Origin of the sequence: Agrobacterium sp. CCNWLW32 (genome assembly GCF_037083425.1) — a bacterium.
Lineage (GTDB): Bacteria > Pseudomonadota > Alphaproteobacteria > Rhizobiales > Rhizobiaceae > Agrobacterium > Agrobacterium radiobacter.
Window position 1 is genome coordinate 71,014 of sequence record NZ_JBAOJM010000015.1, and the last position, 26,471, is coordinate 97,484.

Here is a 26,471-nt window from a genome sequence, read left to right on the forward strand (position 1 = left end):
CGAGACCTTTTCGATCCGCTTTTTCTATCACAATCGCAATTGGCAGCGGGGTCAAGACGTGCGGGCAATAATTGTGCCTATAAAACGGAATTTTCCAAATTTTGGTCGGGAAGTGTGCAAAGGGTGAAAATATAAGCATATTTTTGCGAAAATTTGAACTTGCACAGTATTTGTATACTTGTTGTATGCTCGCTCTCGGCGGATCAATTCACCCTGTTTGACAGAACCCTGCGGGACTTGACCTTGCGGTCCGCTCTTAGCATTGTCGCACGCGTCAATGTTCCTTCGAAAGCTGATCTGAAATGACCAAGACAAATGACCTGCTTTCCGCCGCAGGTGTGAATACGCGCCTGACCCACGGCGGCAACGATCCCGCGGACTGCTTCGGTTTCGTCAATCCGCCCATCGTGCGTGGCTCTACAGTGCTTTTCCCCGATGCCGAGACGCTTTCGACCGAAAACCAGAAATACACCTATGGCACCCATGGCACGCCGACGACCGATGCGCTGTGCAGTCTCGTCGATGAGCTGGAAGGGTCTGCCGGAACCATTCTCGTGCCGTCGGGCCTTGCGGCGATTACCGTGCCGTTCCTCGCCTATCTCGGCGCCGGCGATCATGCGTTGATTGTCGATTCCGTCTATTATCCCACGCGCCGCTTCTGCAACATGATGCTGCGGAAGCTCGGCGTCGAGGTGGAATATTACGACCCGGCAATCGGCACGGGCATCGAGGCGCTGATCCGTCCGAATACCAAACTCGTGCATCTGGAAGCGCCGGGCTCCAATACCTTCGACATTCAGGATGTCCGGCTGATCACCGAGATCGCCCACAGGCATAATTGTGTGGTGACGATGGACAATACCTGGGCGACGCCGCTTTATTTCAGGCCGCTCGATTTCGGCGTCGATGTCTCCATTCACGCCGCCACCAAATATCCTTCGGGTCATTCGGACGTGCTGATGGGTTTCGTCTCGGCCAATGAAAAGCATTGGAAGACGCTTTATCAGGCCAATACCAATCTTGGCATCTGCGTCACCTCTGACGATGCCTATCAGATCCTGCGCGGCATGCGCACCATGGGAATCCGGCTGGCGCATCATCAGAAAAGCGCGCTTGAAATCGCCACATGGCTGGAGAGCCGTGACGACGTCATTCGTGTGCTGCATCCGGCCTTGCCGAGCTTTGCCGGGCACGAACTCTGGAAGCGCGATTTCAAGGGCGCAAGCGGTGTCTTCTCCTTCGTGCTGAAGGCGGAAGAGGGCAAATACAAGCAGACGGCGGCTGCCTTCCTTGATGCGCTGACGTTCTTCGGGCTCGGCTATTCCTGGGGCGGATACGAATCGCTTGCTGTTTCGGTGTCGCTTGTCGACAGGACCATCGCCAAGGGCCCCTCCGAAGGGCCGGTCATCCGCCTGCAGATCGGGCTCGAGGATGTCGCCGATCTCCAGAAGGACCTCGAAGCCGGGTTCGCGGCTGCCGCCGGAGTCTGATTTCAGACCCCGCACCCTTCAGCCCTTTGCGTGATAACCGTAGAGCCAGTCGAAGTCCTTCAGGAAGGCTTCCGTCGGACGTGTGGAAAACACGAAGTCCCGCGCGGTGCGGACCGGGCCTCTGGCATGATAGGCAAAACGATTGAGAGAGGCCCGCTTGCGGGCCTTTTCTATGCGCGGCAGGCGCAGGGCCTCGAAAGCGGCAAGGGCCTGCGGCACGGGCGGCGGGGCTCCGGCGTTGCTGCCTGCCATGGTTCCCGCAAGTTCAAACGCATCCTCGATCGCCATGGCCGCGCCCTGGGCGGCGAACGGCATCATGGCGTGCGCCGCGTCGCCGATCAGCACCGTGTCACGGCCGTTGTGCCAGCGGCCGGAGCCAGCCTGATAGAGCGGCCAGAAAGTCGGGTTTTCAGACGAATCAAGCAATCGGACGATGTCAGGGCTGAAGCCGCGAAACTGTTCCAGCAAGAGGGCTTTCTGCCGTCCGCTCGATTCCGCCCGCCATGTCGCGCCGGGGTCGGCGCCGAGCGCGATGGCGACGATGTTGAAGCCGCCGATTTCCTTCAGCGGATAGGCGACGATATGGCCGCCCGAGCCGAGATAGGCCGTGACGGCGCTTTTGTTGATGGCTGACGGCACGTCATTTGCCGTGACCGTGAAGCGCCAGGCCACATTGCCGGAGAAGGTGGCGGTGGGAGCGGAAGGCACGGCGAAGCGGGCCGCCGACCAGACGCCATCCGCGCCGACCATCAGATCATGGTCGCGGAAAGTGGTTGCGGCAATGATATCCGCTGTCGCATTTTCGATGCGTTTTCCGAGATGCAGGCGGCAAAGCGGGTTGCGTATCACCGCCTGGAGAAGTGCGTTTTGCAGCGTCGAGCGGTGCAGCACGCCATAGGGTGCGCCCCAGCGGCTGCGGGCCACCGCGCCCATCGGCAGGGAGAGCAGCGTGGCAAGCGATTTTCCGGAGGCGAGTTCGACGCTGAGAGGTTCGGTCCAGCGCGCCTCGATATCAGGCAGTACCCCGAGCGTGGCGAGAATGCGGGCGGCATTGGGGGAAAGCTGCAGGCCGGCGCCAACTTCCGCCAGTTCGCCGGCCTGTTCGATGATGTCACAGTCGATACCGTGCCGGGCAAAAGAAAGGGCAGCGGTGAGACCGGCAATGCCGGCACCGACAATGGCTACGGATTTTATGGGCATGGTGCGCCCCGATCAGAAAAGGTGGAAGGTCAGGCAGCCTTCACATGGAAGACGCAGCCCGGAGGATTGGTCTGCTCTGCCTTCAGCGACGGATTGTAGCGATAAAGGGTCGAGCAGTAGGAACAGACCTTCTCATTGTCGTCGCCCATATCGATGAAGATATGCGGATGATCGAAAGGCACGGAAGCGCCGGTGCACATGAATTCCTTGACGCCGATCTCGATCATGCGGTGTCCGCCATCGTTCTGGAAGTGGGGAATGGAATGGCCGGCCATGTTCGTCTCCAAATGCAACATCGTTATCGAGCCGCCGCTGGTTTTCGCGCATCGGCTCGTCGTTGCGGATATGTAGCCTCAAACGCATTGCATCTCCATAAAAATCGTCAGCAAAACATGTTCAACATTGCTAATTCCTGCCATATGGTCCGGCAAAAAGGATGTCCTTGATGAATCTCAACACGCCGCAGTTTTCCGATTTTTCCCATGACGGCCTTCGCCTTGCCTATTTCGACGAGGGTAATCCGGCGGGCGATCCGGTTTTGCTGATCCACGGCTTTGCCTCCAGCGCCAATGTCAACTGGGTGCATCCCGGCTGGCTGAAGACGCTGGGTGAAGCGGGTTACCGGGTGATCGCCATTGACAATCGTGGCCATGGCGCAAGCGACAAGCCGCATGATCCGGAAGCCTATTATCCGCCTGTCATGGCCGGCGATGCGGTGGCGCTGCTCAATCATCTCGGCATCGCCGAAGCCCATGTGATAGGATATTCCATGGGCGCGCGCATTTCCGCCTTCCTTGCCATGGCCCATCCTGAGCGTGTGCGTTCGCTGGTCTTCGGCGGGCTCGGCATCGGCATGGTCGAGGGTGTCGGCGACTGGGATCCGATTGCCGAGGCGCTTCTGGCACCTTCGCTCGATGTCGTGACGCACGAGCGCGGCCGTATGTTCCGCGCCTTTGCCGACCAGACGAAAAGCGACCGGCTGGCGCTGGCCGCCTGCATCGAGACATCGCGGGTTCTCGTCACGCGCGAACAGGCGGAAAAGATCGACGCCCCGACGCTGATCGCAGTCGGAACGAAAGACGACATCGCCGGATCCGGCGCGGAGCTTGCGGCGATCATGCCGCATGCGCGGGCAATCGATATTCCCGGCCGCGACCACATGCTGGCTGTCGGCGACCGGGTGTTCAAGGCGGCGGTGCTGGAATTTTACCGCTCGCTATGAGCGTGATGGCAAGAAACGGTTTTTCATGCTGCATGAAGAAAAACTGAAGCCTTGCCGCCTTTAAAGTCGTCATTCGAATCCCATTTCTAATGCACGTCTTTTTCTGTATAAAGAACGACTACTGCAAACGAGGAGACCATTCATGGTCGCACGTACCGAGGCCCGTCAGCCCGAACAGCTGGCGATCGTCGATCCGATCTGGGGCAGCCTGCTGCATGAGGCGCGTAGCGCCGCGGCACAGGATCCGCTGCTTTCGGCCTTCCTTTATTCGACGATCCTCAATCACCGGTCTCTCGAAGAATGTGTGATCTACCGTATCTGTGAACTCCTCGATCATCCCGACATGCAGGCCGTGCTTCTGCGCCAGACCTTCCAGGATATGCTGGATGACTGGCCGGAATGGGGAAGCGTGCTGCGCGTCGATATCCAGGCCGTTTACGACCGTGATCCGGCCTGCACGCGCTTCATGGAGCCGCTCCTCTATTTCAAGGGGTTCCAGGCCATCCAGACCCATCGCCTTGCCCATTGGCTGCTGCAAAAGGGCCGCAGGGATCTGGCGCTTTATCTGCAAAGCCGCTCATCGAGCATCTTCCAGACCGATATCAATCCGGCCGCGCGCATCGGCAAGGGCATCTTCCTCGACCATGCCACCGGGCTGGTGGTCGGCGAGACGGCCGTCATCGGTGACAACGTCTCCATCCTGCATGGCGTCACACTTGGCGGCACCGGCAAGGAGGGGGCGGATCGCCACCCGAAGATCGCCAATGGCGTGATGATCGGGGCGGGGGCGAAAATCCTCGGCAATATCGAAATCGGCAGCTGCTCGCGCATCGCCGCCGGTTCGGTGGTGCTGAAGCCGGTTCCGCCGAAGACTACCGTTGCCGGCGTGCCGGCGCGCGTGGTGGGAGAAGCAGGGTGTTCGGAGCCCTCGCGCCTGATGGACCAGCTTATCGGAGCCGATATCTGACCGGCCCTGTCGCGCTCTGATGGGGCCGGCATTTTCACGGTCGTCCGTGTGGAAGACGCGGATGACTTGCCGCTTTCACTTTACTTTGGCCTTTGTCCCATGCCAAAAGCGGCTCAACGCGAACCGCACAGGAGAATAGTGGTGAAAGCCGACGAAATCAAAAAACTCGACGCCTATTTCAAGCGCACCTTCAATGAAAAGATGATTGTGAAGGCGCGTCCGCGCAAGGACGATTCCGCCGAAGTGTATCTTGGCGAAGAGTTTCTCGGCGTCGTTTATATCGATGACGAAGACGGCGACCGTTCCTACAACTTCTCCATGGCGATCCTCGACGTCGATCTCTGATCGTCACCATTCGGTGACGGATGGAGTTTCGCACTAAATCAGTCGCCCGCGGTGGTTACGCCGCGGGCGATTTGTTTTGTCGCGGGCTCACCTGCATCATCAGGCGGTTTTCCGGCCGCAAGGTGACCCGCATCAGCGGCTCCGTATTTGCCGGGCTTTTGTTCTTGAGGTGGACGTCCTGCAAAAGCACGGCAAGGATTGCGACAGCCTCCATCATGGCAAAGGCGTTGCCGATGCAGACGCGCGGGCCCGCGCCGAAGGGCATATAGGCGTAGCGGTGGCGCGCCTTGATCTTTTCGGGTTCGAAACGTGACGGGTCGAAGCGGTCGGGTTCGTCCCACAGCGTGGTGTGCCGGTGGACGGCGTAGATCGGCACATAAAGAACGGTGCCCGCCGGGATATCGTGTTCGCCGAGCCTGAAGTCCTGCAATGCGGTGCGTGTCACGACAGGGGCGGGCGGGTAGAGCCGCATCGCTTCCGAAAATACCTGTCTGGTATAGGTCAGGCGGGCGATATGATCCGCCGCCACCGGTTCGCCGGCGGTAGCGGTTTCAATCTCGTCGATGACCTTGCTTTCCACGTCGCTGCTTTGGGAGAGCAGATGGAAAGTCCAGGCAAGGCCGAGGGCCGTGGTTTCATGACCGGCCGTGATGAAGGTCAGGAGATTGTCGATGATTTCCGTGTCGCTCATCATGCGTCCGGTTTCCGGGTCTTTCGCTTCGAGCAGCATGGAAACCAGATCGTTCCTTTCGATCGGATTCTGCCGTCTTTCGGAAATGACGGTCGCAAGGCTGGAACGAAGATAGCCGACCGCCGCGCGGGCCTTGCGCCGGCCCGGATGCGGAAGCCATTCCGGTGCGCCCAGCATGGCGAGCGCGAAGGTCCAGCCCGTGGGTTTCAGATAATCGGTGATGCTTTGCTCGACACGTCCTATATCGATGCCATGGCCGCCGGACATCATGGTTTCGACAATGATATCGAACGTCGTCCGCATCATCTCATGGCCGATATCGATATCACCGGCAGGTGAGCGCCAGCGCCCTTGCGTGCGACGCGCGGCGTCGATCATGACCGGTAGCAATTCCAGCAGCTTCTCGTGCCGAAAGGCCGCGGCGACGGATTGCCTTTGCCACTTCCAGTGATCGCCGTCGGCCGTCAGCAGGCCCTGGCCGAGTGCGGGGCCGAGGGCGCGGCGTACATCTTCGCCCTTGCCGAGCAGATGGGCGTTCTTGACCAGAGCTTCATGAATAAGTGCGGGGTCGGCAAGATGAACCCGCATGACACCGCCAAGGCGCGTAAAGACCGCCGGCTCGCTGAAAATTTCCGGCGGCAGAGCCTTCAACGGATTGCGGATGAGCGACAGGGCGACGCGTACCGTCGCGAATTTGGAGACGGGAGCGGTTCCGGGCGTATCGGGGGAGGCGGTGCGAATGTCGGTGCCGGTCATTTACAGGTCCTTTGTCCGCGTTGAACACTTACATTTTCTGTTAAGGTGTATACCTTATTTTTGGTATTTAAGGTGCATGCCTTAGGTTTCAATGGTTGGGTTCGACATCAATGAAAAAAATCAATACCGGACGCACGTCCGTTCGTCCCACGCGCCAGAGAATTCTCGACGCCGCACTTGTGCTGTTCAACGAGCGCGGGCCCGATCATGTGACGACGGCCGAAATCGCGCGAGCGGTAGAAATCAATGAGGGCAATCTCTATTACCACTTCCGCACCAAGGAAGCGCTGTTTCTGGCGCTGTTTGCACGATTCGAGGCCGATGCGCTGGCGATTGTCGGAAAGATTGACGGGGCGGATGAGGCGGCGGCGGCAACCTATGCCGGTTTTCTGCGGCTCTGGTTTTCGCTTGTATGGGACTATCGTTTCCTGTTTCGCGATCTGGTCGGCCTTATCTCTTCCGCCCCGGCGCTGGTGGAGCCTGTGCGAACCATAAGCGCCGCCATGCGTCTCGCTGTCGGCGATATCGTCGCCCGCATGGAGAAAGCGGGCCTGGCAGTTATTCCCGAGGAAGAACGGTCGGCCGTCCTGACAAATCTCTGGATCGTCTCCACCTATTGGGCGGCCTATCTCAACCTTCAGGAAGGTATCACCGAATTTGGATCGCAGCAGCTAGACTGGGGATTGGAGCAGGTCTCAAGCCTGTTCAGCCCCTATCTCTCCCCGGAAGCGAAAGCCGAACTGGAAGCGATGCTGATAGTGGAACCGTAAGTTTCACCTGACGGTGACAGGACGGGAAACAAAGACGCCCGCGACGATATCCGTCGCGGGCGCTTTTACGAGTATCAGCCGGGTGCCGCTGAAGTATCAGGCAGCCTTCAGCAGATCGCCATGCGGATCGAGGACGAACTTGGTTGCCGCACCCTGGTCGAAGCTTTCATAACCCTGCACGGCGTCATCAAGCGCGATGATCTTGGCGTTGACGATATCGGCAATCGGCAGGCGGTCATGCAGGATCGCCTGCATGAGCTGGCGGTTATATTTCAGCACTGGCGTCTGGCCGGTGTGGAAGGATTGCGCCTTTGCCCAGCCGAGGCCAAAGCGCAGCGAAAGGGCGCCCTGTTTTGCCGCATTGTCAACCGCGCCGGGATCTTCTGTGACATAAAGCCCGGGGATGCCGATAGAGCCGGCGGCGCGGGTGATTTCCATCATCTGGTTGAGAACGATGGCTGGCTGTTCACCGCCGGAATGGCCGCGTGCCTCGAAACCGACGGCGTCGATTGCACTATCAACCTCATTGGTGCCGACGATCTCGGCGATCATGTCGCCCAGCCGGTCGCCCTTGGAAAGATCGACGGGTTCGAAGCCGACTTTTGCTGCATGGGCAAGGCGATCCTTGTTGAAATCGCCGATCATGACGACGGCAGCACCCAGAATGCGGGCGGAGGCGGCAGCGGCGAGACCCACCGGGCCGGCGCCTGCGACATAGACCGTAGAGCCGACGCCGACGCCCGCCTTGACCGCGCCGTGGAAGCCGGTCGGCAGAATGTCCGACAGCATGGTGAGGTCGCGGATTTTCGACATCGCCTTGTCGCGGTCCGGGAACTTCAGCAGGTTGAAATCGGCATAGGGGATGGTGACATAGCGGGCCTGTCCGCCGATCCAGCCGCCCATATCGACATAACCGTACGCGCCGCCGGCGCGGGATGGGTTCACCGTCAGGCACACGCCGGTATCCTGCGACTTGCAGCAGCGGCAACGGCCGCAGGCGACGTTGAACGGCACGGATACGATATCACCGACCTGCAGCATCTCGACGTCGATGCCTTTTTCGATGACTTCACCGGTGATCTCATGGCCAAGAACGAGGCCCGGCATTGCCGTGGTGCGGCCGCGCACCATGTGCTGGTCGGAGCCGCAGATATTGGTGGAAATCACCTTGAGAATCACGCCGTGCTCGATACGGCGGCCATCCGGCGCCTCAAGCTTCGGGTCGTCGATGTCGCGGACTTCGACCTGACCCGGCCGCATGTAGACGACGCCTCTGTTCCTGCTCATATCCATCTCCTCCGTGGTTTGAACACCGTGCCTGTCCGCTCCTCCGCGGGCAGGTGACTCCATGGGTGCAGCAAACCATGTGAGGGGAGATGTGGCGTTCGGGAATACGACACTGGTTGTGGCCGTAACGACACCGGCTTTCATCCGGTGTCACGGTGGCGTTATCTGTCGAGTGGTTTTCTGAGGCGGCCGGCGGCATCCTGAATATATTGCCAGGCAACGCGGCCCGAGCGGCCGCCGCGGGTGGCTGCCCATTCCAGCGCTTCACGATGAAGCGTTTCGCGGTCCAGACCCAGATCGAAATGCGTGGCATAGCTGTCGATCATCGTCAGATAGTCTTCCTGGCCGCATTTGTGGAAACCGAGCCACAGGCCGAACCGGTCCGAAAGCGACACTTTTTCCTCAACCGCTTCCGAAGGGTTGATGGCGGTGGACTGCTCGTTTTCCATCATGTGGCGCGGCAGAAGATGGCGGCGGTTGGAGGTCGCATAAAACAGCACATTGTCCGGCCGTCCCTCGATGCCGCCGTCGAGTGCTGCCTTCAGCGATTTATAGGCTGTATCGTCATGGTCGAAGGAGAGGTCATCGCAGAAAACGATGACGCGCTGGCCTGACGCCTTCAGGATGTCGAGCAGGGCGGGCAGGGTGTGAATGTCCTCGCGGTGCACTTCCACCAGTTTGAGCGAAACGCCGCTTGCCGCGCGCACATCTTCGTGAACGGCCTTGACCAGCGAGGATTTACCCATGCCGCGCGCGCCCCACAGGAGCACGTTGTTGGCGGCAAAACCTTCCGCGAAGCGCAGCGTGTTTTCATGCAGGATGTCACGCACATGATCGACGCCACGGATCAGCTTCAGCGCGATGCGGTTGGGGCGGGGAACCGGCTGGATAAAGGAGTTGGTCGGCACCCAGACGAAACAATCGGCCGCATCCCAGTCGTTTACGGCGGGCGCGGGGCCGGCCAGCCGCTCCACGGCGAGGGTGAGCCGGCGCAGTTCTGAAAGAAGCAGGGAGGCCGTTTCTTCTCGAATCATGGTGTTTCTTCCGCTTGTCTGGTGTTCAAAACTCTGTTTTGCGCCCGGCCTAGCATGGTGTTTGGCGCCCATAAAGGTTAAGAGGTCCGGAATCGGTACGGCGTGGGCCCTGCATCTGTTGCAATCCCGGCGTTCCCCACTATATTCCGGCGGCTTGAAAGCTGGGGCGGCATCCAAGGTCGTGCCGTAATTCTGAGGAGTTTTATATGTTCATTAGTCAAGCTTTTGCCCAGGACGCAGCAGGCGGCGCATCTGCCTTCGGTTCCGGCCTTGAAATGCTTTTCCTGTTTGCGCCGCTTATGGTGGTCTGGTACTTTTTCCTTATCCGCCCGCAGCGCGCGCAGATGAAGAAGCGTCAGGAAACGCTCACCAATATTCGCCGTGGCGATCAGGTCGTTCTTGGTGGCGGCATCGTTGGCAAGGTGACCAAGGTCATCGATGACAATGAACTCGAAGTCGAAATCGCCGAAGGCGTGAAAATCCGTGCCGCCCGTGCTTACATTGCCGAAGTGCGCGTGAAGGGCGAAGTGGTCAAGACGGAAACCGCTTCCTGATCCTGCCGGACAACCGAATGCCCGATTGCGAATTTTGACGGGTTGCGCGGAGCGCGACCCCAACCCTGACCGAGATCGAAATGCTTCATTTTTCCCGTTGGAAAACAGTCTTCATCTGGCTGCTTGTGCTGGCAAGCGTCTTCATCGCCTCTCCCAACCTGTTTACGGACAAACAGCTGGAGGGCATGCCTGCCTGGTACAAGGACAACAAGGTAACGCTCGGTCTCGACCTTCAGGGCGGTTCGCACATCATGCTCAAGATCGAGCGTTCCGACATCGTCAAGGAACGGCTTGAAACGATCGTGGGCGATGTGCGCACGCAGCTTCGCGACGCCAACATTCGCTATTCGGGGCTCACCGGCAACGGCCAGCAAATTCAGGTCCGCATCAGCGATCCCGCTCAGGTGGAAGCCGCAAAGAACGCGCTTCGTGACCTGACGCAGCCGGTGTCCGCCGGCACGCTGGTCGGCGGCTCCATCACCGAAGTGACGATGAATGACGGCGGCGACAATCTGCTCCGGCTCAATCTGACGGATGAAGGCATCGATTACCGTCTGTCTTCGGCCGTTTCGCAGTCCATCGAAGTCGTGCGCCGCCGCGTTGACGAAGTCGGCACCACCGAGCCGCTCATCCAGCGTCAGGGTTCCGACCGCATCATCGTGCAGGTTCCGGGGCTTCAGGATCCGCAGCGTCTGAAGTCGCTTTTGAACCAGACGGCCAAGCTCTCCTTCCGCATGGTCGACACGACGATGCCGGTGCAGGAAGCCATGAACGGCCGTCCGCCGGCTACATCAGAGGTTCTGTACTCGCAGGACGATCCGCCGGTTCCCTATCTGGTGGAGCGCCGCGCGCTCGTTTCCGGCGACAATCTCGTCGACGCGCAGGCAAGCTTCAACCAGCAGACCAACGAACCCGTCGTTACCTTCCGCTTCGACAGCCGCGGCGCGCAGCGCTTTGCGCAGGCGACGCAGCAGAATGTCGGCAAGCCTTTCGCCATCGTGCTTGATAATCAGGTCATTTCCGCGCCTGTCATCCGCGAACCGATTATTGGCGGTTCGGGACAGATTTCAGGTAATTTCTCGGTGCAGGGCGCCAACGACCTTGCGGTTCTGCTGCGCGCCGGTGCACTGCCGGCCACGCTGACCGTGGTTGAAGAACGCACTGTCGGTCCGAGCCTTGGTAACGACTCCATCACCGCCGGTCTGACGGCCAGCGTCATCGGCGCCGTCGGCGTCCTCATCTTCATGTTCGTGTTCTATGGCTTCTTCGGCCTGCTCGCGAACATCGCACTCATCGTCAACGTCGTCATGCTGCTCGCTGTCCTCAGTGTGATAGGATCAACGCTGACCTTGCCAGGTATTGCCGGTATCGTTCTGACGATCGGTATGGCGGTGGATTCCAACGTTCTGATCTATGAGCGCATACGCGAGGAGGTGAAGAGCGGCAAACCGCTGATCCAGTCACTGGATAACGGCTTCACCCGCGCCTTTGCGACCATTATCGACGCCAACCTGACGACGCTGATCGTGGCGAGCGTGCTGTTCTACATGGGCACCGGCCCGGTCAAGGGCTTCGCGGTCACGCTGGCTGTCGGTATCATCACCACCGTCTTCACGGCCTATACGCTGACGGCGTGGATGTTCGGCTACTGGGTTCGCCGCAGCCGTCCGAAACATCTGCCGAAGGGTGTCCGCACCGCCATGTTCGACGGCCGCGACATTCCGTTCATGCGCTACCGTCGCGTGGTGTTCATGATCACCGGCGTCGTCATGCTCGCCTGTGTCGGTGGCTTCGTGGCCAAGGGCCTGAACCTCGGCATCGACTTCCAGGGCGGCTCGGTCATCGAAGTCCGCGCCAAGCAGGGTGAGGCCGATCTCGCCGATATCCGTGATCGCCTGAACCAGCTCAACCTCGGTGAAATCCAGGCGCAGAACTTCGGTACGCCGCAGGACGTTCTCATCCGCATCCAGGCGCAGGACGGCGGCGAAAATGCCGAGCAGTCTGCGATCACCATGGTGCGCGGCGAGCTTGAGGACAAATATGACTTCCGCCGCGTGGAAGTCGTCGGTCCGGCCGTTTCGGGTGACCTCACCTTCACCTCCACGGTTGGCATCCTGCTCGCCATGACGGCGATCATGATCTACATCTGGGTTCGCTTCGAATGGCAGTTCGCCTTGGGCGCCGTCATTTCGATGGTGCACGATGTGGTCTTCACCATCGGTCTCTTCGTGTTCCTGGGGATAGAATTCAACCTCACCAGTATCGCGGCGATCCTGACGATCATCGGTTATTCGCTGAACGACACCGTCGTCATCTATGACCGTATCCGCGAAAACCTCAGGCGTTATAAAAAGATGCCGCTGTCGATGATCATCGACGTGTCGCTGAACCAGACGCTGTCGCGTACGATCCTCACCGGTCTGACCGTGCTTCTGGCGCTGCTGTCGCTCTACCTCTTCGGTGGCGAAGTCATCCGCTCCTTCACCTTCGCCATGCTGTTTGGTGTCGGTATCGGCGTGTTCTCGTCGCTCTACATCGCCGCACCGGTGCTGATCGCCTTCAAGCTGCGTCCCGACAGCAAGGATGCGGAAGACGAGAAGGACGACAAGAAAGAAAACAACACCGGCGCCATTGGCGGCAAGCCTGCCGTCTGATGGCCGGCGGGATCGAAATACGCCCGGCCCATTTTCCCGGCCGGGCGCCCATCGATGCCTATGGTAATGGCGGTTTTCGCTTTGCCGACATGTCGCATCGCGGCTCTCTTCTCCTCCTGCCTTCGGGCATTTACGGGTGGGAGCCGGTTGATGCAAAAGAACTGACCGTCGGGCATTTCGAAAAGGTTCTGGCGGAAGCACAGGATATCGAAGTGCTGCTGATCGGCACGGGTGACGGCATGCGGGTCCTGCCGAAAGAACTGCGCGCCGCCTTTAAGGAGGCGGGCATTTCGGTTGATCCGATGAGTACGGGTGCTGCGGTGCGCACCTACAATATCATGCTTTCGGAATCGCGCGCCGTGGCCGCGGCGCTGATTGCCGTCGAAGGCTGACAGGACGTTTCGCGCGGGGAACCATGGCACCCACAGAAAATCTCGACGTCAGCCTCGCGACGCTGCGCGATACCGATCGCGACCGTTATCTTGCCTGCCTTCTGTCGCCTGCCGACAGGCGTAATGCCCTTGCCGCGCTTTATGCCTTCAACGCCGAAATCGCCCGCATCCGCGATTCCGTGCGCGAGGCGTTGCCCGGCGAAGTGCGCATGCAATGGTGGCGCGACCTTATCGATGGCAATCCGCACGGTGACAGCCAGTCCCACCCGGTGGCTGCAGCGCTTCTGACAACGATCGAGCAATATCGCCTGCCGCGCCCGGTTCTGGCCAATATGATCGAGGCCCGGATCTTCGATCTCTATGACGACCTGTTCGAGGATCGCAATGCGCTGGAAGGTTATGCTGGCGAAACCGCATCCGCTTTGATCCAGCTTGCAAGTCTCGTGCTTTCCGCTGAAGACGCCGCATCCAGCGCGGAAGGGGCAGGTCATGCGGGCGTCGCGCAGGCCATGGCCGGCATGTTGCTGCTTATGCCGCTGCACCGGCGTCGCGGGCAGGTCTATATTCCCGCCGATATGCTGGCTGCGGCCGGGCTCGACCGCGAGACTTTTCTGGAAGGTAAGGACAGGCAGCGCATCGGCATTGCCATCGAGATTTTTGCGACCCATGCGCTGGATCATATGGAGAGGGCACGACGCGCAAAGATCTCGAAAAATGTTTTTGCCGCCTATCTTCCCGTCGCCCTGTCCGGCCCTGTCATCGCTGCGGCGAGAAAGGCGGGGAGCGGTGTATTTGACGGCGACCTGCAACTGTCGCAGCTTCGCCGGCAATGGCTGCTGGCAAAGGCCTCCTTCCTCAAGCGTTTCTGATTGCGCAGACCGCGTAGCGCAGCGAAACGACGTCGATCCGGCAGAGCCACACTTCACACAAGCCTCGGTCTGTATGAACCTGAGCCGGGTTCGCGTCTTTTCGATTCGCGAATCGTGATGTTTCGATGCTGAGGGAGCGCCCCGGATGAGTATTGCGATCTGGATTATCGTTTTCGTGCTGCTTTCGGTCTTCGCTGTCTACGCCTGGCGCATGACGCGGGCGACGGATGAGGATAACAGTCATGATGTGGGGCAGGCGATCATGGATTTCGCCCGTGCCTTTCCCAATGAGGCGATCAGAAGTCTGCACATGACGGCGGATGGTGGTGCTGCCTTCGTGCGGCTGCACGACAACAAGGCCGGCTTCATGCGCAATATGGGGTCGCATTATGTGTGTGTGATGATCGATCCCGAGCGCATCAGGGTCGAAAGTCTGGAAAGCGGTGACGGTTTCGTCGTCACCTTTTTCGATATGCCGAAATATAGCGGCTCATACCGGTTCAAATCGGCCGGAGAGGCGGCCGAGGTTTCCCTTTGGCTGCTTGGCAGTCTTGTGGAGGCGCAGGATCATCACGACGACGGGCCGCCGCCCTCGGATAGTTGAGAGACGGCTAGGGTTGGCAGTCATTGCCCGTCAAGCGGCGGGTTTGCGCCGGTTTGCTGGCGCTCGCGCCAGATGATGAACAGGCCGGATGCGACGATGATGAGAATGCCGAGCCATTTTGATGGCGTCGGGAAATCGGAAAACAGCGCATAACCGAGGATAGTCGCCGAGATGATCTCGAAATACTGGAACGGCGCCAGCAGAGAAAGCGGCGCCAGCCGGAAGGCCCTGACGATCAACAGGTGCATGTAGCCGGATATCGATCCCAACAGGATTAGCAGGGTGAGGGCAAAGCCGGATTGCGGAAGCGAGACGGCAAAATCCTTGTCGCCGAGTGCATCACCGGCAAGAAGGGCCGCCCCCATGAACACCGTACCGGCAATGCCGGACATGGTCTGCATGACCAGCGGGCTGTCGGCATCGCCGATGGCGCGGTTCAGGAACAGGTAAAGTGTGTACAGAAAGGCGCAGGCAACCGGCAGAAGCGATGTCCAGCCGAAGATTTCGAAACTCGGCTGAATGACGATCAGGGCGCCGCCGAACCCGACTGCGATCGCCGTCCAGCGCTTCCAGCCCACCTTGTCGCCGAGGAAGATCGCCGACATCATCGTCAACATGAATGGTTCGACGAAATAGATCGCGAAGACATCCGCAAGCGGCATGTATTTGACGGCGGCGAAGAACATCAGGCTGGCCGAGGCGTGCAGCACACCGCGCAGGCAGTTCATCCATGGCCGTTTGGCGCTGAACAGCGCCCTGGGTGACACCACGAGCAGCAACGGCAGGGTGCAGAGCACCTGGAAAAAGAAGCGGTAGAAGGTCACTTGCGCCGGCGACATGCCGCCACTGACCGCCATGTATTTGGCGATCGCATCCATGACCGGCAGCACCAGCATGCAACCCGCCATGATGGTCATGCCCTTGGCGATATCGTTGAAACCGGTCTGGCTGGTCATGGATCAGGCTGCGCTTTCGACCCAAAGGTCCAACGGGAGAGGGGACGCCTGCAAGGTCGCCCCCCTTCAGGGGTCAGGCGGCCTTCTGGCGCGGCAGGCTCTTCATATCAATGACGAAGCGATAACGCACATCGCTTTTTATCATGCGTTCATAAGCGTCGTTGATCTGATCGATATTGATCATCTCGATCTCGGCGGTGATGCCTTTTTCGGCGCAGAAATCCAGCATGTCCTGCGTTTCGGGAATGCCGCCGATCATCGAGCCGGCAAACGTCTTGCGGCCGGGAATGAGACTGAAGGCCATCACCGAGAGCGGCTTTTCCGGTGCGCCCACCTGCACCAGCGCGCCGTCACGTTTCAGCAGTGCGAGATAGGCGTTGATATCGTGGTCGGCGGCCACAGCGTCGATGATGAGATCGAGACTGGAAGCGGCCTTGTTCATCTGTTCGGCATCACGCGAGATGATGACCTCGTGGGCGCCGAGTTTTTTAGCGTCCTCCGCCTTGCCGGGCGACGTCGTGATCATCACGACAGTCGCGCCCATGGCGTTGGCGAGCTTGACCGCCATATGGCCAAGGCCGCCGAGACCAACGACGCCGACACGCTTGCCGGGACCGGCATTCCAGTGCCGCAGCGGCGAGTAGGTGGTGATACCCGCGCAGAGCAGGGGTGCGGCGGCGGCCGGGTCGAGGCCTTCGGGAATGTTGAGGACGTAACGGTCATCGACGACCACATGGGCGGAATAACCACCAAGCGTATGCGCGCCGCCGCCCATCGCCTTGTCAGGCGAATTATAGGTGCCGGTCATGCCGTTTTCGCAATATTGCTCCAGACCTTCGGCGCAGCTCGCGCATTCACGGCAACTGTCGACGATACAGCCGACGCCGACGCGGTCGCCCACCTTGAATTTGGTGACCTGCGCACCCACCCGGCCGACACGGCCGATGATTTCGTGGCCGGGAACGCAGGGGTAGAGGGACCCCGGCCATTCGCTGCGGGCCGTATGAATATCGGAGTGGCAGACGCCACAGAATTCGATCTCGATTTCGACATCGCGCGGGCCGGGATCGCGACGCTTGATGGTCGCGAGCTTCATCGGCGAAGAACCGTCGTCGCAGGCATAGGCGGACGTTGTGAACATGGTCGTTCCTCCTCTTGTAGTGATCGATGCTGGAAACACCGGACTGCGGCAAAGGTTGCGCTGCAATCAGCCGCCAGCGCCGGTTTCGGGCACTGCAGGGCCAAAGACCTCCTCGAAGGCCTCGCGCAGCAGAACGTCGACGTCGCCGATCATAACCGGCAATCCGAGATCGACAAGGCTGGTGACGCCATAGGCGCTGATGCCGCAGGGAACGATGCCGGAAAAATGCGTGAGGTCGGGATCCACATTGATCGACAGCCCGTGAAAGCTCACCCATTTGCGCAGGCGGATGCCGAGCGCGGCGATCTTGTCCTCGGCCATGCCGCCATCGGGCAGAAGAGGTTTTTCCGGACGCCTGACCCAGACGCCGACGCGGTCCTCGCGCCGCTCGCCCCGGACATTCATCTTGTCGAGCGTGCGGATGATGACATCCTCCAGCGCCGCCACATAGGCGCGCACATCCTGCCGCCGCCGCTTCAGGTCGAGCATGACGTAGACGACCCGCTGTCCCGGCCCGTGATAGGTATATTCACCGCCGCGACCGGTGGCGAAGACGGGGAAACGATCAGGCTCAATGAGATCAACGGCATCGGCGCTTGTGCCCGCGGTATAGAGCGGCGGATGTTCCAGAAGCCAGACGAGTTCGTCAGACTCCCCGCTGGCAATGGCGGCCACTTCGCGTTCCATCTCCTCGATCGCCAGTTCGTAAGGCACGAGACCTTCCGAGATTCGCCAGCGGACGGGCGGCGAACCGGCGGCGGGAAGCATATTTGTCTCGATATCGGTGCGTGTGAGCATGAAAAAGTCCTTTCCACAGCCTTCTCGCAAAATGGCGACAGGGCCGCAACCCCAGCATTTCCGGGCTTCCTGCATATAGGATGGTGCAGTGCGATTTTTAATTTCAAAAAACTGTCACGACGCTCTTGTGCACCGAAAATCCTTTTGCTACATGCACCCCCGTCGGCGCAAGTCGACGCCTACCACGATGCGGTCGTGGCGGAATTGGTAGACGCGCAGCGTTGAGGTCGCTGTGGGGCAACCCGTGGAAGTTCGAGTCTTCTCGACCGCACCAAAAAAACCCGCTTCGGCGGGTTTTTTCTTTTTTAGCCAGTCGTTTAGCTAGCTCTCCGTTTTCTGCCCCGGGTTCGTTGGGCCGTATTGGAAGTCACCCGGGCTGCGTCGATGTGATTTGCGCCACTGCCCGGGCTTTATAATTTCGGTTCGGAAATTCCCGACTTGCTGCTACTTCAGCATAGTCGTCGCGATTTAGCGTCGAATGATATTTGAGGCCGTACCGTTTTCCTGATGGTTGCCATCTCCGACGCGATAAGGGTCCCCGTCCATGACCTGGTCCATCCGCCATCCGCTTCCGCGATATGGACTTTCCCATGTCTGGCACCCAGCGAGAACGACAGTTACCATCAGTAGTCCGAAAGTGAGAGCGGTTCGCAGCATATTGGCCTCCTTTGAAATTTCATCACAGCGCTATGTAGGAACAGGTTGGTGGCTTTGCGATATCTCTTAGGAACTTATCGCTCCTTTGAGCCCTTACTCCGATCAGGCCGTCATGAAATTTCGGTGGATATCAATGCACGCTCTGGTGGACGGCAGCTTCTCCCTAAAAAACGAGGGGTGGAATATTAGAGGTCTGATGTTAGCTTTTGTCAGGAAAAATGTCTGGGGGTTTTCGTGCTGGGGGACAAAACGGATTCAGACAATGCGCTCGGCTATTACATGTGGAGCATTTCCGACAACAGGCTGATCATGGATGCTGTCACCGCGGAATGTCATGGGTTTCCCGAACCAGTTGCGTCGCGCGGGGTGACGATTGAGGAGATTCTCGAAAGAATCGATGTCGAAATGCGCGATCAGGTGGCGCAGGCCATTTTTGAGAGCATCACCACCGGCGTGTTTTTCGATCAGCGCTACAAGGTCAATCTGCCGGATGGTTCAAGCCGGTGGATCGTGGCGAAGGGCAGGGCGATTTTTGATGCCGACAATACGCCGTTTCTCGGCATTGGCAGCGTCCGGGATATTACACTGAAAAAAGCCTATCAGTTCGAGCCTCGCCAATAGCGATCAGGCAGGTGAAAAACGCGCATAAAAAGAGGCGGCTTTCGCCGCCTTTTTCGTCTGCACTACGCCGGGACATCAGAAGACGGCGAGATATTTCAGCAGCGAAATAATGCCGATGATGATGACGATCACTTGAGCGATCTGTTTCGCACCGCCGCCGACCGGCAGTCGTGCGATAAGCCACAAGACAAGCACAATCACCAGGAAGGTGATCAGAATGCTGACGAGCGTAGATGTAACCATATGTCCCAGCTCCCTTTTTAATCAATATTCGACGGTCGTTCACCGTTGCGTGAGTAAAAGCGCGAGGCTAATTTTGGTTCCATCGGTGTAATCGCGGTGTGAGGTCGGGTGTGAATCAGTTCAGGGTTAAAAAGCGGCCGACAGGGGCTGTCGTTACACTTGGCCGCCTTGGGCATCCCGACGTCGTCACGGCCACCGGAGGCGCCCTGACGGTGGTGACGGGGGCCTCAGAGCCGGGTTTCAATCCGCTCGATCTTCTTTATTCGTCGCTGGCGGCCTGCCTGGCGCTTAGCGCCCGGATTGCGGCGAGCCGCATGGCTGTGCTCGACCGGTTCGAAAAGGTCACGGTGCATGTGTCGGGCGAAAAGGCCGATGAGGAGCCATCGCGGATCGTGCGTTTCGATGTCCGGATCGAGATAAAGGGGGATTTCGATGAGGCCACCCGCAGCGGCATCGCCCATATGGCCGAGGATATCTGTACCGTCAGCAACACGCTGAAGGGCGATGCGGAATTTGTGCTGTCGGTTACCGGCTGACCATCAAGTTTTTCGGGATTTTTCCCATTTTTTTACCAGCCGGTCGCGCTTGAGTTTCGAGAGGCGCTTCAGCCAGAAAATACCGTCCAGCTGGTCGATCTCGTGCTGGATACAGATGGCGTGAAACCCCTCGGCGTTCTGCCGGTGTTCGCCGCCGGATATATCCTGAAACCTCACCTCGACTTCGGAAGGCCGCTCAACCTCGTCGGTAAAGCCCGACATGGAGACGCTTCCTTCCATATGCCGCATCGTCTGTGCGGATTGGCTGACGATTTCAGGGTTGACGTAGGTGAGGACAGTTCCCGGCGTCAGCTCCAGAACGAAAACGCGCTGCTTGACGCCGATATGGGCGGCGGTGATGCCGACGCCGGGCGCGGCGCGCATCGTGTCGATCAGGTCGGTGACCAGATCGTGCAGCTGCTCGTCGAAAACCGTGACCGGCGCGCAGATTTCGGACAGACCGGGATGGGGATAGGGCAGGATCGGCCTGATTGCCAAGGAATGCTCCGTTCGTTTCAAATCCGGGATGAAGAGGCGGCGGCGAGCGCCTGTCCTTCTTCAGTCGTCTCTAGAAAGCTGCGCTGGGTGCGGGCGTCGCGTTTTATCACCCGTACGAAACGCGGTGACAGGAGAGTGATTTCGCGCAGAATAAGGGCGTGTGCAAGCCCAAGCCGGTTGGCGATGCTGCGGCTGTCGGCGGCGATGTTCAGATAAACCGCCAGAAGGATCGCCGCGCCCGTGGCCGTCAGCGCCTGTGAGGAGCTTTCCTGAACCCGCTCCACCGCCGCCATGAACGCAGCGGCGGATTGCTCCTCTTCCATCAGGAGGCGTTCGGGCGCAGGCGAACGGAGACGAGCACCGATTTCGATGTCGGCGTGAAGCTGCCTTCGCCATAGCTCGACAGCGGCACCAGCACGTTCAGTTCCGGGTAATAACCGCCGACGCTGCCGCGCGGGATATTATAGGGCACCAGTCGGAAATCTTCCGCGATACGCTCCATGCCATCGCCATATTCGCCGATGACATCAACGCGCTGGCGGGAATGGGCGCCGAGCGCTTCCATATCTCCAGGGTTCATGAATATGACGTGGCGTTCGCCATAGACGCCGCGATAGCGGTCATCCATGCCGTAGATCGTGGTGTTGTATTGATCGTGGCTGCGGAATGTCTGCAGCACGAAGAGGTTATCACGCATCAGCGCCTGCTGGTGTTCGGTCTGTTCCGGCAAGGGGCCGCTATAGAAGGTGGCCTTTTTTGCCGGCGTGTTCCATTCCCGTTCGGCCGCCGCATTGCGCAGATGAAAACCGCGGGGCACACGGACGCGTTCGTTGAAATTGTCGAAACCGGGAATGACCCGCTCGATCATGTCGCGGATGAGATCGTAATCATCGGCAAGCGCCTTCCAGTCGAGATGCGCATTGCCAAGCGTTGCTTCGGCGATGCCGGCAACGATGGCGACTTCCGAACGCAGCTCCTCCGAGGCCGGCGGATTGATGCCGCCGGAACCGTGCACCATGCTCATGGAATCTTCCACCGTAACGATCTGCGAGCGGCCGGCCGAATTGCGGTCGATTTCCGTTCGGCCGAGGCAGGGCAATACGAAGGAGGTTTCGCCCGGCACCAGATGCGAATGGTTGAGCTTGGTGGCGATGTTGACGGTCAGCTTCTGCTTTTCGAAAGCCTTGATAATCAGCGGGCTGTCGGGTGTCGCGCGCATGAAATTGCCGCCAAGCGCGATGAAGGCCTGAGCCTTGCCCTCCAGCATCGCGGCGACGGCTTCCACGGTATTGTGGCCGGGTCTGCGCGGCATAGGGGCGCCGAGTTCCTTCTCCAGCGCGTCGAGAAGCGCCGGCGGTGCTTTTTCGTCGATGCCGACGGTGCGGTCACCCTGCACGTTGGAATGGCCGCGCACCGGGCAAAGGCCAGCGCCGGGACGGCCGACATTGCCGCGCAGCAGCATGAAATTGGCGATTTCTCGAACGATGATGACGGAGTGACGGTGCTGGGTGACGCCCATGGCCCATGTGGTGATGACCGAGCCGGCATTCATGTAGATACGGGCGGCTTCCTCGATCTCCGCGCGGGTGAGGCCGGACTGGTCGAGGATGCTTTCCCAGCTCGTCGCTTCAACGGCGGCGCGATAGGCCTCGAACTCCGCCGCATGTTCGGCGATGAAGTCATAATCGATAATGGTAGGCTCGCCGGCCGCCCTTGCGGCCTCGTCGGCGGCGAAGACCGCCTTGCTCATGCCGCGCACCGCCGCCATGTCTCCGCCCTGCCGGGGCTGGTAATAATTGGTGGCGATGCGGGTGCTGCCACCGGTAATCATCTCCACCTTGTCCTGCGGGTCTGCAAAGCGCTCCAGACCCTTTTCGCGGATGGGGTTGAAGACGGCGATCCGGGCGCCGCGAAGGGCGGCGCGGCGCAGGTCGCCCAGCATGCGGGGATGGTTGGTGCCGGGATTTTGCCCGATGACGAAAATGGCGTCGGTCTGCTCGAAATCCTCAAGCAGCACGGTGCCCTTGCCGACGCCGATCGATTCCTTCAGGCCGACGCCGCTCGCTTCGTGGCACATGTTGGAGCAGTCGGGGAAATTATTGGTGCCGTAGAGCCGGACCATCAACTGATAGAGGAAGGCGGCCTCGTTGGAGGCGCGGCCGGAGGTATAGAACTCCGCCCGGTCCGGGCTGTCGAGACTGTTGAGGATGTCACCGATTTCGGCGAAGGCATCGTCCCAGGAAACGGGCAGATATCTGTCGCTTGCCCGGTCATAACGCATGGGATGGGTCAGGCGGCCCTGTTTTTCCAGATCGTAGTCAGACCAGCTGCGCAGTTCGGAGACGGTGCGGCTGGCGAAGAAATCCGGTGGTACGCGCGCCTCCGTCGCTTCCCATGACACTGCCTTGACGCCGTTTTCGCAGAATTCGAAAGAGGAGCCGTGTTCTGGGTCACCCCAGGCGCAGCCCGGGCAGTCGAAACCATCCGGCTGGTTGGTCTTCAAAAGTGTGCGGGCGCCGGAAATCGGTGCGCCGGATTCCAGAAGGCGTTTGCCGACGCTTTTGAGTGCGCCCCAGCCACCTGCGGCGGAGGATGCCTTGCCTATGAAATCCGTCTTGCTCATGGTTGTGATTCCCGGGATATGTCTTCTCGCGCCCGCCTGCCGGCGCTTGTCGTTTGTCAAAAGCAACTTCAAAAGCGCTGATCCACACCGCCTGTCAATGTCTTAATTGTGCATTGCGGTGAAACCCTTATTTGCCCGTTCGACATTTGAAATGGGAACGGCGTAAAGGGGGTGGACGTTGTCGCAAAGCAAGCCGCAAAGATTGGCTAAACATGCTTATGGCCGCTGGCTGAGACCCTGCCGGCCAATAGGAAGAGGAATGTTGAATGGATTTTGCGCCGCAGTCGGAAAGCTTGTTCATTTGCCGCTATCCGGTTGTTGACAATATACCTTTTAACGCCATTCTGCCTGCGCATCCGTGCACTGCGGCATTTGAATACGAGGGGACGCCAGATGACAGACCGTGACGACGATCCTGTCGCGCCCGAGGACGTGAAGCCGACGGAAGCGCCCTCCGATATTTACGCCGAAGATGGGTCTGTGCGCTCCGACTTTCTGACGATGGTGGGTGCGGCGATCGCTGACCGCGATCTGCTTTTCCTGCGCAAGAATGTGGCGCGGCTGCACGAATCGGAACTCGGCGACCTCCTGGAATCCATCCTGCCTGAACAGCGCCATGCGCTGGTGCGGCTTCTTGGTTCCGATTTCGACATGACGGCGCTGACCGAGGTGGATGAGGGCATCCGTCTCGATATCGTCGACCAGATGTCGAACGAGCAGATCGCCGCCGGTATCGGCGAGCTGGATTCGGACGACGCCGTCTATATTCTCGAGGACCTCGACGACGAAGACCGCGAGGATATTCTCTCGCAACTGCCGTTCACCGAACGCGTGCGGTTGATGCGGGCGCTGGATTATCCGGAAAGTTCGGCCGGCCGCCGCATGCAGACGGAATTCGTGGCCGTGCCGCCGTTCTGGACCGTGGGGCAGACCATCGATTATCTGCGCGAAGAAGAAGAACTGCCGGAATCGTTTTCGCAAATTTTCGTTATCGATCCCACGTTCAAGCTGGTCGGTGCGCTTGATCTCGATCGCGTGCTGCGCGCCAAGCGTCAGGTGAAGATCGAAACGATCATGCACGAGACCAACCACTCCATTCCGGCCGAGATGGACCAGGAAGAGGCCGCGCAGCTTTTTGAGCAATACGACCTTCTCTCCGCAGCCGTAGTCGATGACAACGGCCGGCTGGTGGGCGTGCTGACCATCGATGACGTGGTGGACGTCATTCAGGAAGAGGCCGAAGAGGATCTGTTGCGCCTTGGCGGTGTCGGTGACGAAGAGCTGTCTGATAGCATTGTCAGCACCTCGCGCTCGCGTGTGCCCTGGCTTGCCGTCAATCTCCTTACCGCCTTTCTGTCCGCCTCGGTCATCAGCCTGTTCGATGCGACGATCCAGCAGATTATCGCTCTGGCGATCCTGATGCCGGCGGTGGCCGGTATGGGCGGCAATGCCGGATCGCAGACCATGACGGTGTCGGTGCGGGCGCTCGCCACCAAAAGCCTCGATATTCACAACGCCGCCCGCATCATCAGGCGCGAGGCGGGTGTGGGTATCCTGAACGGCATGCTGTTCGGTTGCGCCATCGGCATTGTCGCCGGTGTCTGGTTTCAGGATATCCATATCGGTGGCATCATCGCCACGGCCATGTGTCTCAACATGCTGGCGGCGGCGCTGGCGGGCATTCTCATTCCGCTGGTGCTCGACAAGTTCGGAGCGGACCCGGCCGTCTCCTCGGCAGTCTTCGTCACGGCGGTGACCGATATTGTCGGCTTTTTCGCCTTTCTGGGGATCGCGACCTGGTGGTACGGTATTTCCGGATAGGGGAAGCGGGCGAAAATTGACTTTTACGTGAAGGTCAAATAATATTATCCGGTTATGAATCGGATAGGCCCTTGGACAAGTATTATAGCATAACCGAACTGACACGCGAATTCGGTGTTTCCACCCGTACCTTGAGATTTTATGAGGACGAGGGGCTTATTCACCCTGAGCGTCGTGGGCGCACCCGGCTTTTCAGGGCTGCGGACCGCCGCCTCATTCAGGAAATCCTGCGCGGCCGCCGTATCGGTTTCACCATCTCCGAAATTCGCGAAATCATTCACGTCTACAAGGAGCCGCCGGGCGAATCGGGCCAACTGGTGCTTCTGATGAAGAAGGTCGATGAAAAGCGCGCCGATCTCAGGCAAAAACGCAAGGACATCGAGGAGACGCTGGCGGAACTCGACAATGTCGAAGAAGCCTGTCTGACGCGGCTTGCCGAAATCGGCGTGGGGACGTGAACCCCGCCCTGTAGCGGTTTGGCTACTCCGTTAACGTAACGTCGAGAATGGCTCTGAAGTCTTTCCACTTTTGCTGCATATGGAACGAGCGGGTTTCGCTCATTTCTTCTCCCCACCGGGGAGAAGGTCGCGGCAGCGGGATAAGGGGCGAGGGTAAAGATAGTTCGGCGAGGGTTCCCCCTCATCCGGCCCTTCGGGCCACCTTCTCCCCGGCGGGGAGAAGAAATGGATCGTAAGCCCTGACGTTTATCCCTATTGCGCCTCAGCCGTACACTGCTGCGCCACTTCGCTGACCTTCGTCTGCTGATCCGCGCTGAGTTTGCCTTCCATCATCATATCGAACAGGTCTTCGGCCTGCAGCTTCTCCAGCGTGCAGCCGCAGAAACGCTGGCATAGTTCCAGCCCGTTTGCCTGCTCGACGCAGCTTTTTTCACAGCTCGATTTGTACAGCTCGACCTGATCGACAGGCGGAGGCGGAGCGATGAGCGACAGGGTGTAAACGAGGCCGATCAGCACCGGCTGGTGGATAAGGTAAAAGGCGAGGCTGTGGCGGCCGGCGCTGGCGATCAGGTTGCGAGGTGAACTCGGGCTTCGAAAGCGATCGAGCCAATCGCGCGGCGTGACGAATTGCGAAACCGCAAGCCCGGCGAGGAAGGGCGCAAGCCAGGGCAGCAGTGGAACATAATCGTTCGAGCGGGGCGGCATGGTGGAAAAACCGATCCAGGCCAGCCATTTTGCGTTGAACAGTTCGGATTGCAGATATTGCGGCAGGATGAAAGCGATCACCGCAAAAAGCAGCGTCACGACTGCAGGGGCTCGCAGGAACAGCAGCCCCACGAGGCTTGCGGCGGCGATATTGTGCAATATACCGAAGAAGATGAAACTGTCCGGAAAGGCAAAATAGGTCGCGACGGTAATGAGCAGCGCCGAACCGGCCACCATCGCAAAACGTTTGCCGAAAGACGGCCAGTTCACGCCCTTGCCATGGGCGAGAAACAGGCTGAAACCGGCCAGGAACAGGAACGAGCTGGCGATGCCGCGCGCATAGAGTTTCCACAGGCCTGTCGTCGCCGTGCCGGGTTCGAGATAGCCGAAATATTCCAGGTTCCATGTGAAGTGATAGGACGCCATGGCGATGAGGGCCAGCCCGCGCAGGGTGTCGAGACCGCCGATGCGGCCCTTGCGGCGGTTTTCGTTTGCGGCTGCGTCTGTGTCCATGTTTCCCGCTTTTTTCAGCTTTCGAGGGAGCTAACATTCACTTGGATTCGCTCGAAATGACCCGAG

At 59.5% G+C, this 26,471-nt stretch carries 27 protein-coding genes and 1 tRNA gene; 15 read left to right on the forward strand and 13 right to left on the reverse strand.

Annotated features, from left to right (window positions below; all coding sequences use genetic code 11):
* The first annotated feature begins 302 nt into the window (after positions 1-302).
* Positions 303-1,490 carry a cystathionine beta-lyase gene (locus V6R85_RS22825; protein WP_111834428.1) on the forward strand — a complete coding sequence of 396 codons (1,188 nt, stop codon included), beginning with the start codon at positions 303-305 and terminating at the stop codon, positions 1,488-1,490.
* An 18-nt stretch (positions 1,491-1,508) separates the two neighbouring features.
* Here the strand turns inward: V6R85_RS22825 and V6R85_RS22830 are convergent, their stop codons facing one another.
* Positions 1,509-2,690: an FAD-dependent monooxygenase gene (locus tag V6R85_RS22830; RefSeq protein WP_111834427.1), complete on the reverse strand. Its 1,182-nt coding sequence runs from the start codon at positions 2,688-2,690 to the stop codon at positions 1,509-1,511.
* Between the two features lie 29 nt (positions 2,691-2,719).
* A complete protein-coding gene (locus tag V6R85_RS22835; RefSeq protein ID WP_003502857.1) occupies positions 2,720-2,965 on the reverse strand; it encodes a zinc-finger domain-containing protein in 246 nt (81 codons plus the stop codon).
* 170 nt (positions 2,966-3,135) lie between these two features.
* On the opposite strand from V6R85_RS22835, the gene V6R85_RS22840 reads away from it, so the two are divergent.
* The 3 genes from V6R85_RS22840 to V6R85_RS22850 all read left to right on the forward strand — a co-directional run bounded on the left by V6R85_RS22840 (position 3,136) and on the right by V6R85_RS22850 (position 5,224).
* Positions 3,136-3,912, forward strand: coding sequence for an alpha/beta fold hydrolase (locus V6R85_RS22840; RefSeq protein ID WP_111834532.1), 777 nt, complete (start codon positions 3,136-3,138; stop codon positions 3,910-3,912).
* Positions 3,913-4,054: 142 nt separating this feature from the next.
* Entirely contained in the window at positions 4,055-4,879 is an 825-nt protein-coding gene (gene cysE, locus V6R85_RS22845; protein WP_003502853.1) for a serine O-acetyltransferase, read from the forward strand.
* 141 nt (positions 4,880-5,020) lie between these two features.
* A complete protein-coding gene (locus V6R85_RS22850) occupies positions 5,021-5,224 on the forward strand; it encodes a DUF3126 family protein (RefSeq protein WP_003502851.1) in 204 nt (67 codons plus the stop codon).
* A gap of 55 nt (positions 5,225-5,279) precedes the next feature.
* Here V6R85_RS22850 and V6R85_RS22855 read toward each other — a convergent pair whose 3' ends face one another.
* Positions 5,280-6,671, reverse strand: coding sequence for a cytochrome P450 (locus tag V6R85_RS22855; RefSeq protein WP_111834426.1), 1,392 nt, complete (start codon positions 6,669-6,671; stop codon positions 5,280-5,282).
* A gap of 110 nt (positions 6,672-6,781) precedes the next feature.
* On the opposite strand from V6R85_RS22855, the gene V6R85_RS22860 reads away from it, so the two are divergent.
* Complete coding sequence (locus tag V6R85_RS22860) at positions 6,782-7,441, forward strand: TetR/AcrR family transcriptional regulator (protein ID WP_111834425.1); 660 nt, start codon at positions 6,782-6,784, stop codon at positions 7,439-7,441.
* Positions 7,442-7,537: 96 nt separating this feature from the next.
* Here the strand turns inward: V6R85_RS22860 and fdhA are convergent, their stop codons facing one another.
* Together fdhA and V6R85_RS22870 are read right to left on the reverse strand one after the other, a co-directional pair.
* Positions 7,538-8,728 carry a formaldehyde dehydrogenase, glutathione-independent gene (gene fdhA / locus V6R85_RS22865; RefSeq protein WP_003502846.1) on the reverse strand — a complete coding sequence of 397 codons (1,191 nt, stop codon included), beginning with the start codon at positions 8,726-8,728 and terminating at the stop codon, positions 7,538-7,540.
* Positions 8,729-8,889: 161 nt separating this feature from the next.
* A complete protein-coding gene (locus V6R85_RS22870) occupies positions 8,890-9,762 on the reverse strand; it encodes an ATP-binding protein (RefSeq protein WP_111834424.1) in 873 nt (290 codons plus the stop codon).
* A 206-nt stretch (positions 9,763-9,968) separates the two neighbouring features.
* Between V6R85_RS22870 and yajC the strand changes: the two genes are divergently transcribed.
* The 5 genes from yajC (at position 9,969) to V6R85_RS22895 (ending at position 14,835) form a co-directional block, all read left to right on the forward strand.
* Complete coding sequence (gene yajC / locus V6R85_RS22875; protein WP_020012565.1) at positions 9,969-10,316, forward strand: preprotein translocase subunit YajC; 348 nt, start codon at positions 9,969-9,971, stop codon at positions 10,314-10,316.
* 80 nt (positions 10,317-10,396) lie between these two features.
* Positions 10,397-12,970 carry a protein translocase subunit SecDF gene (gene secDF / locus V6R85_RS22880; RefSeq protein WP_003502840.1) on the forward strand — a complete coding sequence of 858 codons (2,574 nt, stop codon included), beginning with the start codon at positions 10,397-10,399 and terminating at the stop codon, positions 12,968-12,970.
* A complete protein-coding gene (locus tag V6R85_RS22885; RefSeq protein ID WP_003524967.1) occupies positions 12,970-13,362 on the forward strand; it encodes an Mth938-like domain-containing protein in 393 nt (130 codons plus the stop codon). Before secDF ends, V6R85_RS22885 begins: the two co-directional genes overlap by 1 nt.
* A gap of 23 nt (positions 13,363-13,385) precedes the next feature.
* Complete coding sequence (locus V6R85_RS22890; protein WP_111834423.1) at positions 13,386-14,231, forward strand: phytoene/squalene synthase family protein; 846 nt, start codon at positions 13,386-13,388, stop codon at positions 14,229-14,231.
* Positions 14,232-14,376: 145 nt separating this feature from the next.
* A complete protein-coding gene (locus V6R85_RS22895; protein ID WP_060726268.1) occupies positions 14,377-14,835 on the forward strand; it encodes a hypothetical protein in 459 nt (152 codons plus the stop codon).
* Between the two features lie 20 nt (positions 14,836-14,855).
* Here the strand turns inward: V6R85_RS22895 and V6R85_RS22900 are convergent, their stop codons facing one another.
* From V6R85_RS22900 to lipB, 3 genes are all read right to left on the reverse strand, one after another.
* Entirely contained in the window at positions 14,856-15,791 is a 936-nt protein-coding gene (locus V6R85_RS22900) for a DMT family transporter (RefSeq protein ID WP_161974074.1), read from the reverse strand.
* 73 nt (positions 15,792-15,864) lie between these two features.
* Positions 15,865-16,932, reverse strand: coding sequence for an NAD(P)-dependent alcohol dehydrogenase (locus V6R85_RS22905; RefSeq protein WP_111834422.1), 1,068 nt, complete (start codon positions 16,930-16,932; stop codon positions 15,865-15,867).
* A gap of 66 nt (positions 16,933-16,998) precedes the next feature.
* Positions 16,999-17,730: a lipoyl(octanoyl) transferase LipB gene (gene lipB, locus V6R85_RS22910; protein ID WP_111834421.1), complete on the reverse strand. Its 732-nt coding sequence runs from the start codon at positions 17,728-17,730 to the stop codon at positions 16,999-17,001.
* Positions 17,731-17,919: 189 nt separating this feature from the next.
* Between lipB and V6R85_RS22915 the strand changes: the two genes are divergently transcribed.
* Together V6R85_RS22915 and V6R85_RS22920 are read left to right on the forward strand one after the other, a co-directional pair.
* A tRNA-Leu gene (locus V6R85_RS22915) sits at positions 17,920-18,004 on the forward strand.
* 617 nt (positions 18,005-18,621) lie between these two features.
* A complete protein-coding gene (locus V6R85_RS22920) occupies positions 18,622-19,008 on the forward strand; it encodes a PAS domain-containing protein (RefSeq protein ID WP_020012558.1) in 387 nt (128 codons plus the stop codon).
* A gap of 75 nt (positions 19,009-19,083) precedes the next feature.
* Here V6R85_RS22920 and V6R85_RS22925 read toward each other — a convergent pair whose 3' ends face one another.
* On the reverse strand, positions 19,084-19,251 hold the full coding sequence (locus tag V6R85_RS22925) for a Thivi_2564 family membrane protein (RefSeq protein WP_003502827.1): 168 nt from the start codon (positions 19,249-19,251) through the stop codon (positions 19,084-19,086).
* Positions 19,252-19,361: 110 nt separating this feature from the next.
* Here V6R85_RS22925 and V6R85_RS22930 point away from each other — a divergent pair, with 110 nt between their 5' ends.
* Positions 19,362-19,787, forward strand: coding sequence for an OsmC family protein (locus tag V6R85_RS22930; protein ID WP_003502825.1), 426 nt, complete (start codon positions 19,362-19,364; stop codon positions 19,785-19,787).
* 3 nt (positions 19,788-19,790) lie between these two features.
* Here the strand turns inward: V6R85_RS22930 and V6R85_RS22935 are convergent, their stop codons facing one another.
* From V6R85_RS22935 to V6R85_RS22945, 3 genes are read right to left on the reverse strand one after another with little or no spacing between them, the layout of a single operon-like run.
* The gene (locus V6R85_RS22935; protein WP_087744049.1) at positions 19,791-20,285 is read right to left on the reverse strand and encodes a peptide deformylase; all 495 of its coding nucleotides are present in this window, start codon (positions 20,283-20,285) and stop codon (positions 19,791-19,793) included.
* Positions 20,286-20,302: 17 nt separating this feature from the next.
* Positions 20,303-20,608 (reverse strand): hypothetical protein, encoded by a 306-nt coding sequence (locus V6R85_RS22940; protein WP_111834420.1) that lies wholly within the window; start codon positions 20,606-20,608, stop codon positions 20,303-20,305.
* Positions 20,608-22,908, reverse strand: coding sequence for an FdhF/YdeP family oxidoreductase (locus V6R85_RS22945; RefSeq protein WP_162724163.1), 2,301 nt, complete (start codon positions 22,906-22,908; stop codon positions 20,608-20,610). The genes V6R85_RS22940 and V6R85_RS22945 overlap by 1 nt, the downstream gene beginning before the upstream one ends.
* A 393-nt stretch (positions 22,909-23,301) precedes the next feature.
* Between V6R85_RS22945 and mgtE the strand changes: the two genes are divergently transcribed.
* The gene (mgtE, locus tag V6R85_RS22950; RefSeq protein ID WP_003502821.1) at positions 23,302-24,729 is read left to right on the forward strand and encodes a magnesium transporter; all 1,428 of its coding nucleotides are present in this window, start codon (positions 23,302-23,304) and stop codon (positions 24,727-24,729) included.
* A gap of 71 nt (positions 24,730-24,800) precedes the next feature.
* A complete protein-coding gene (locus V6R85_RS22955) occupies positions 24,801-25,187 on the forward strand; it encodes a MerR family transcriptional regulator (RefSeq protein ID WP_003495942.1) in 387 nt (128 codons plus the stop codon).
* 252 nt (positions 25,188-25,439) lie between these two features.
* On the opposite strand, the gene V6R85_RS22960 is transcribed toward V6R85_RS22955, so the two are convergent.
* Positions 25,440-26,405, reverse strand: coding sequence for a heparan-alpha-glucosaminide N-acetyltransferase domain-containing protein (locus V6R85_RS22960; RefSeq protein ID WP_111834419.1), 966 nt, complete (start codon positions 26,403-26,405; stop codon positions 25,440-25,442).
* Positions 26,406-26,471: the final 66 nt, after the last annotated feature.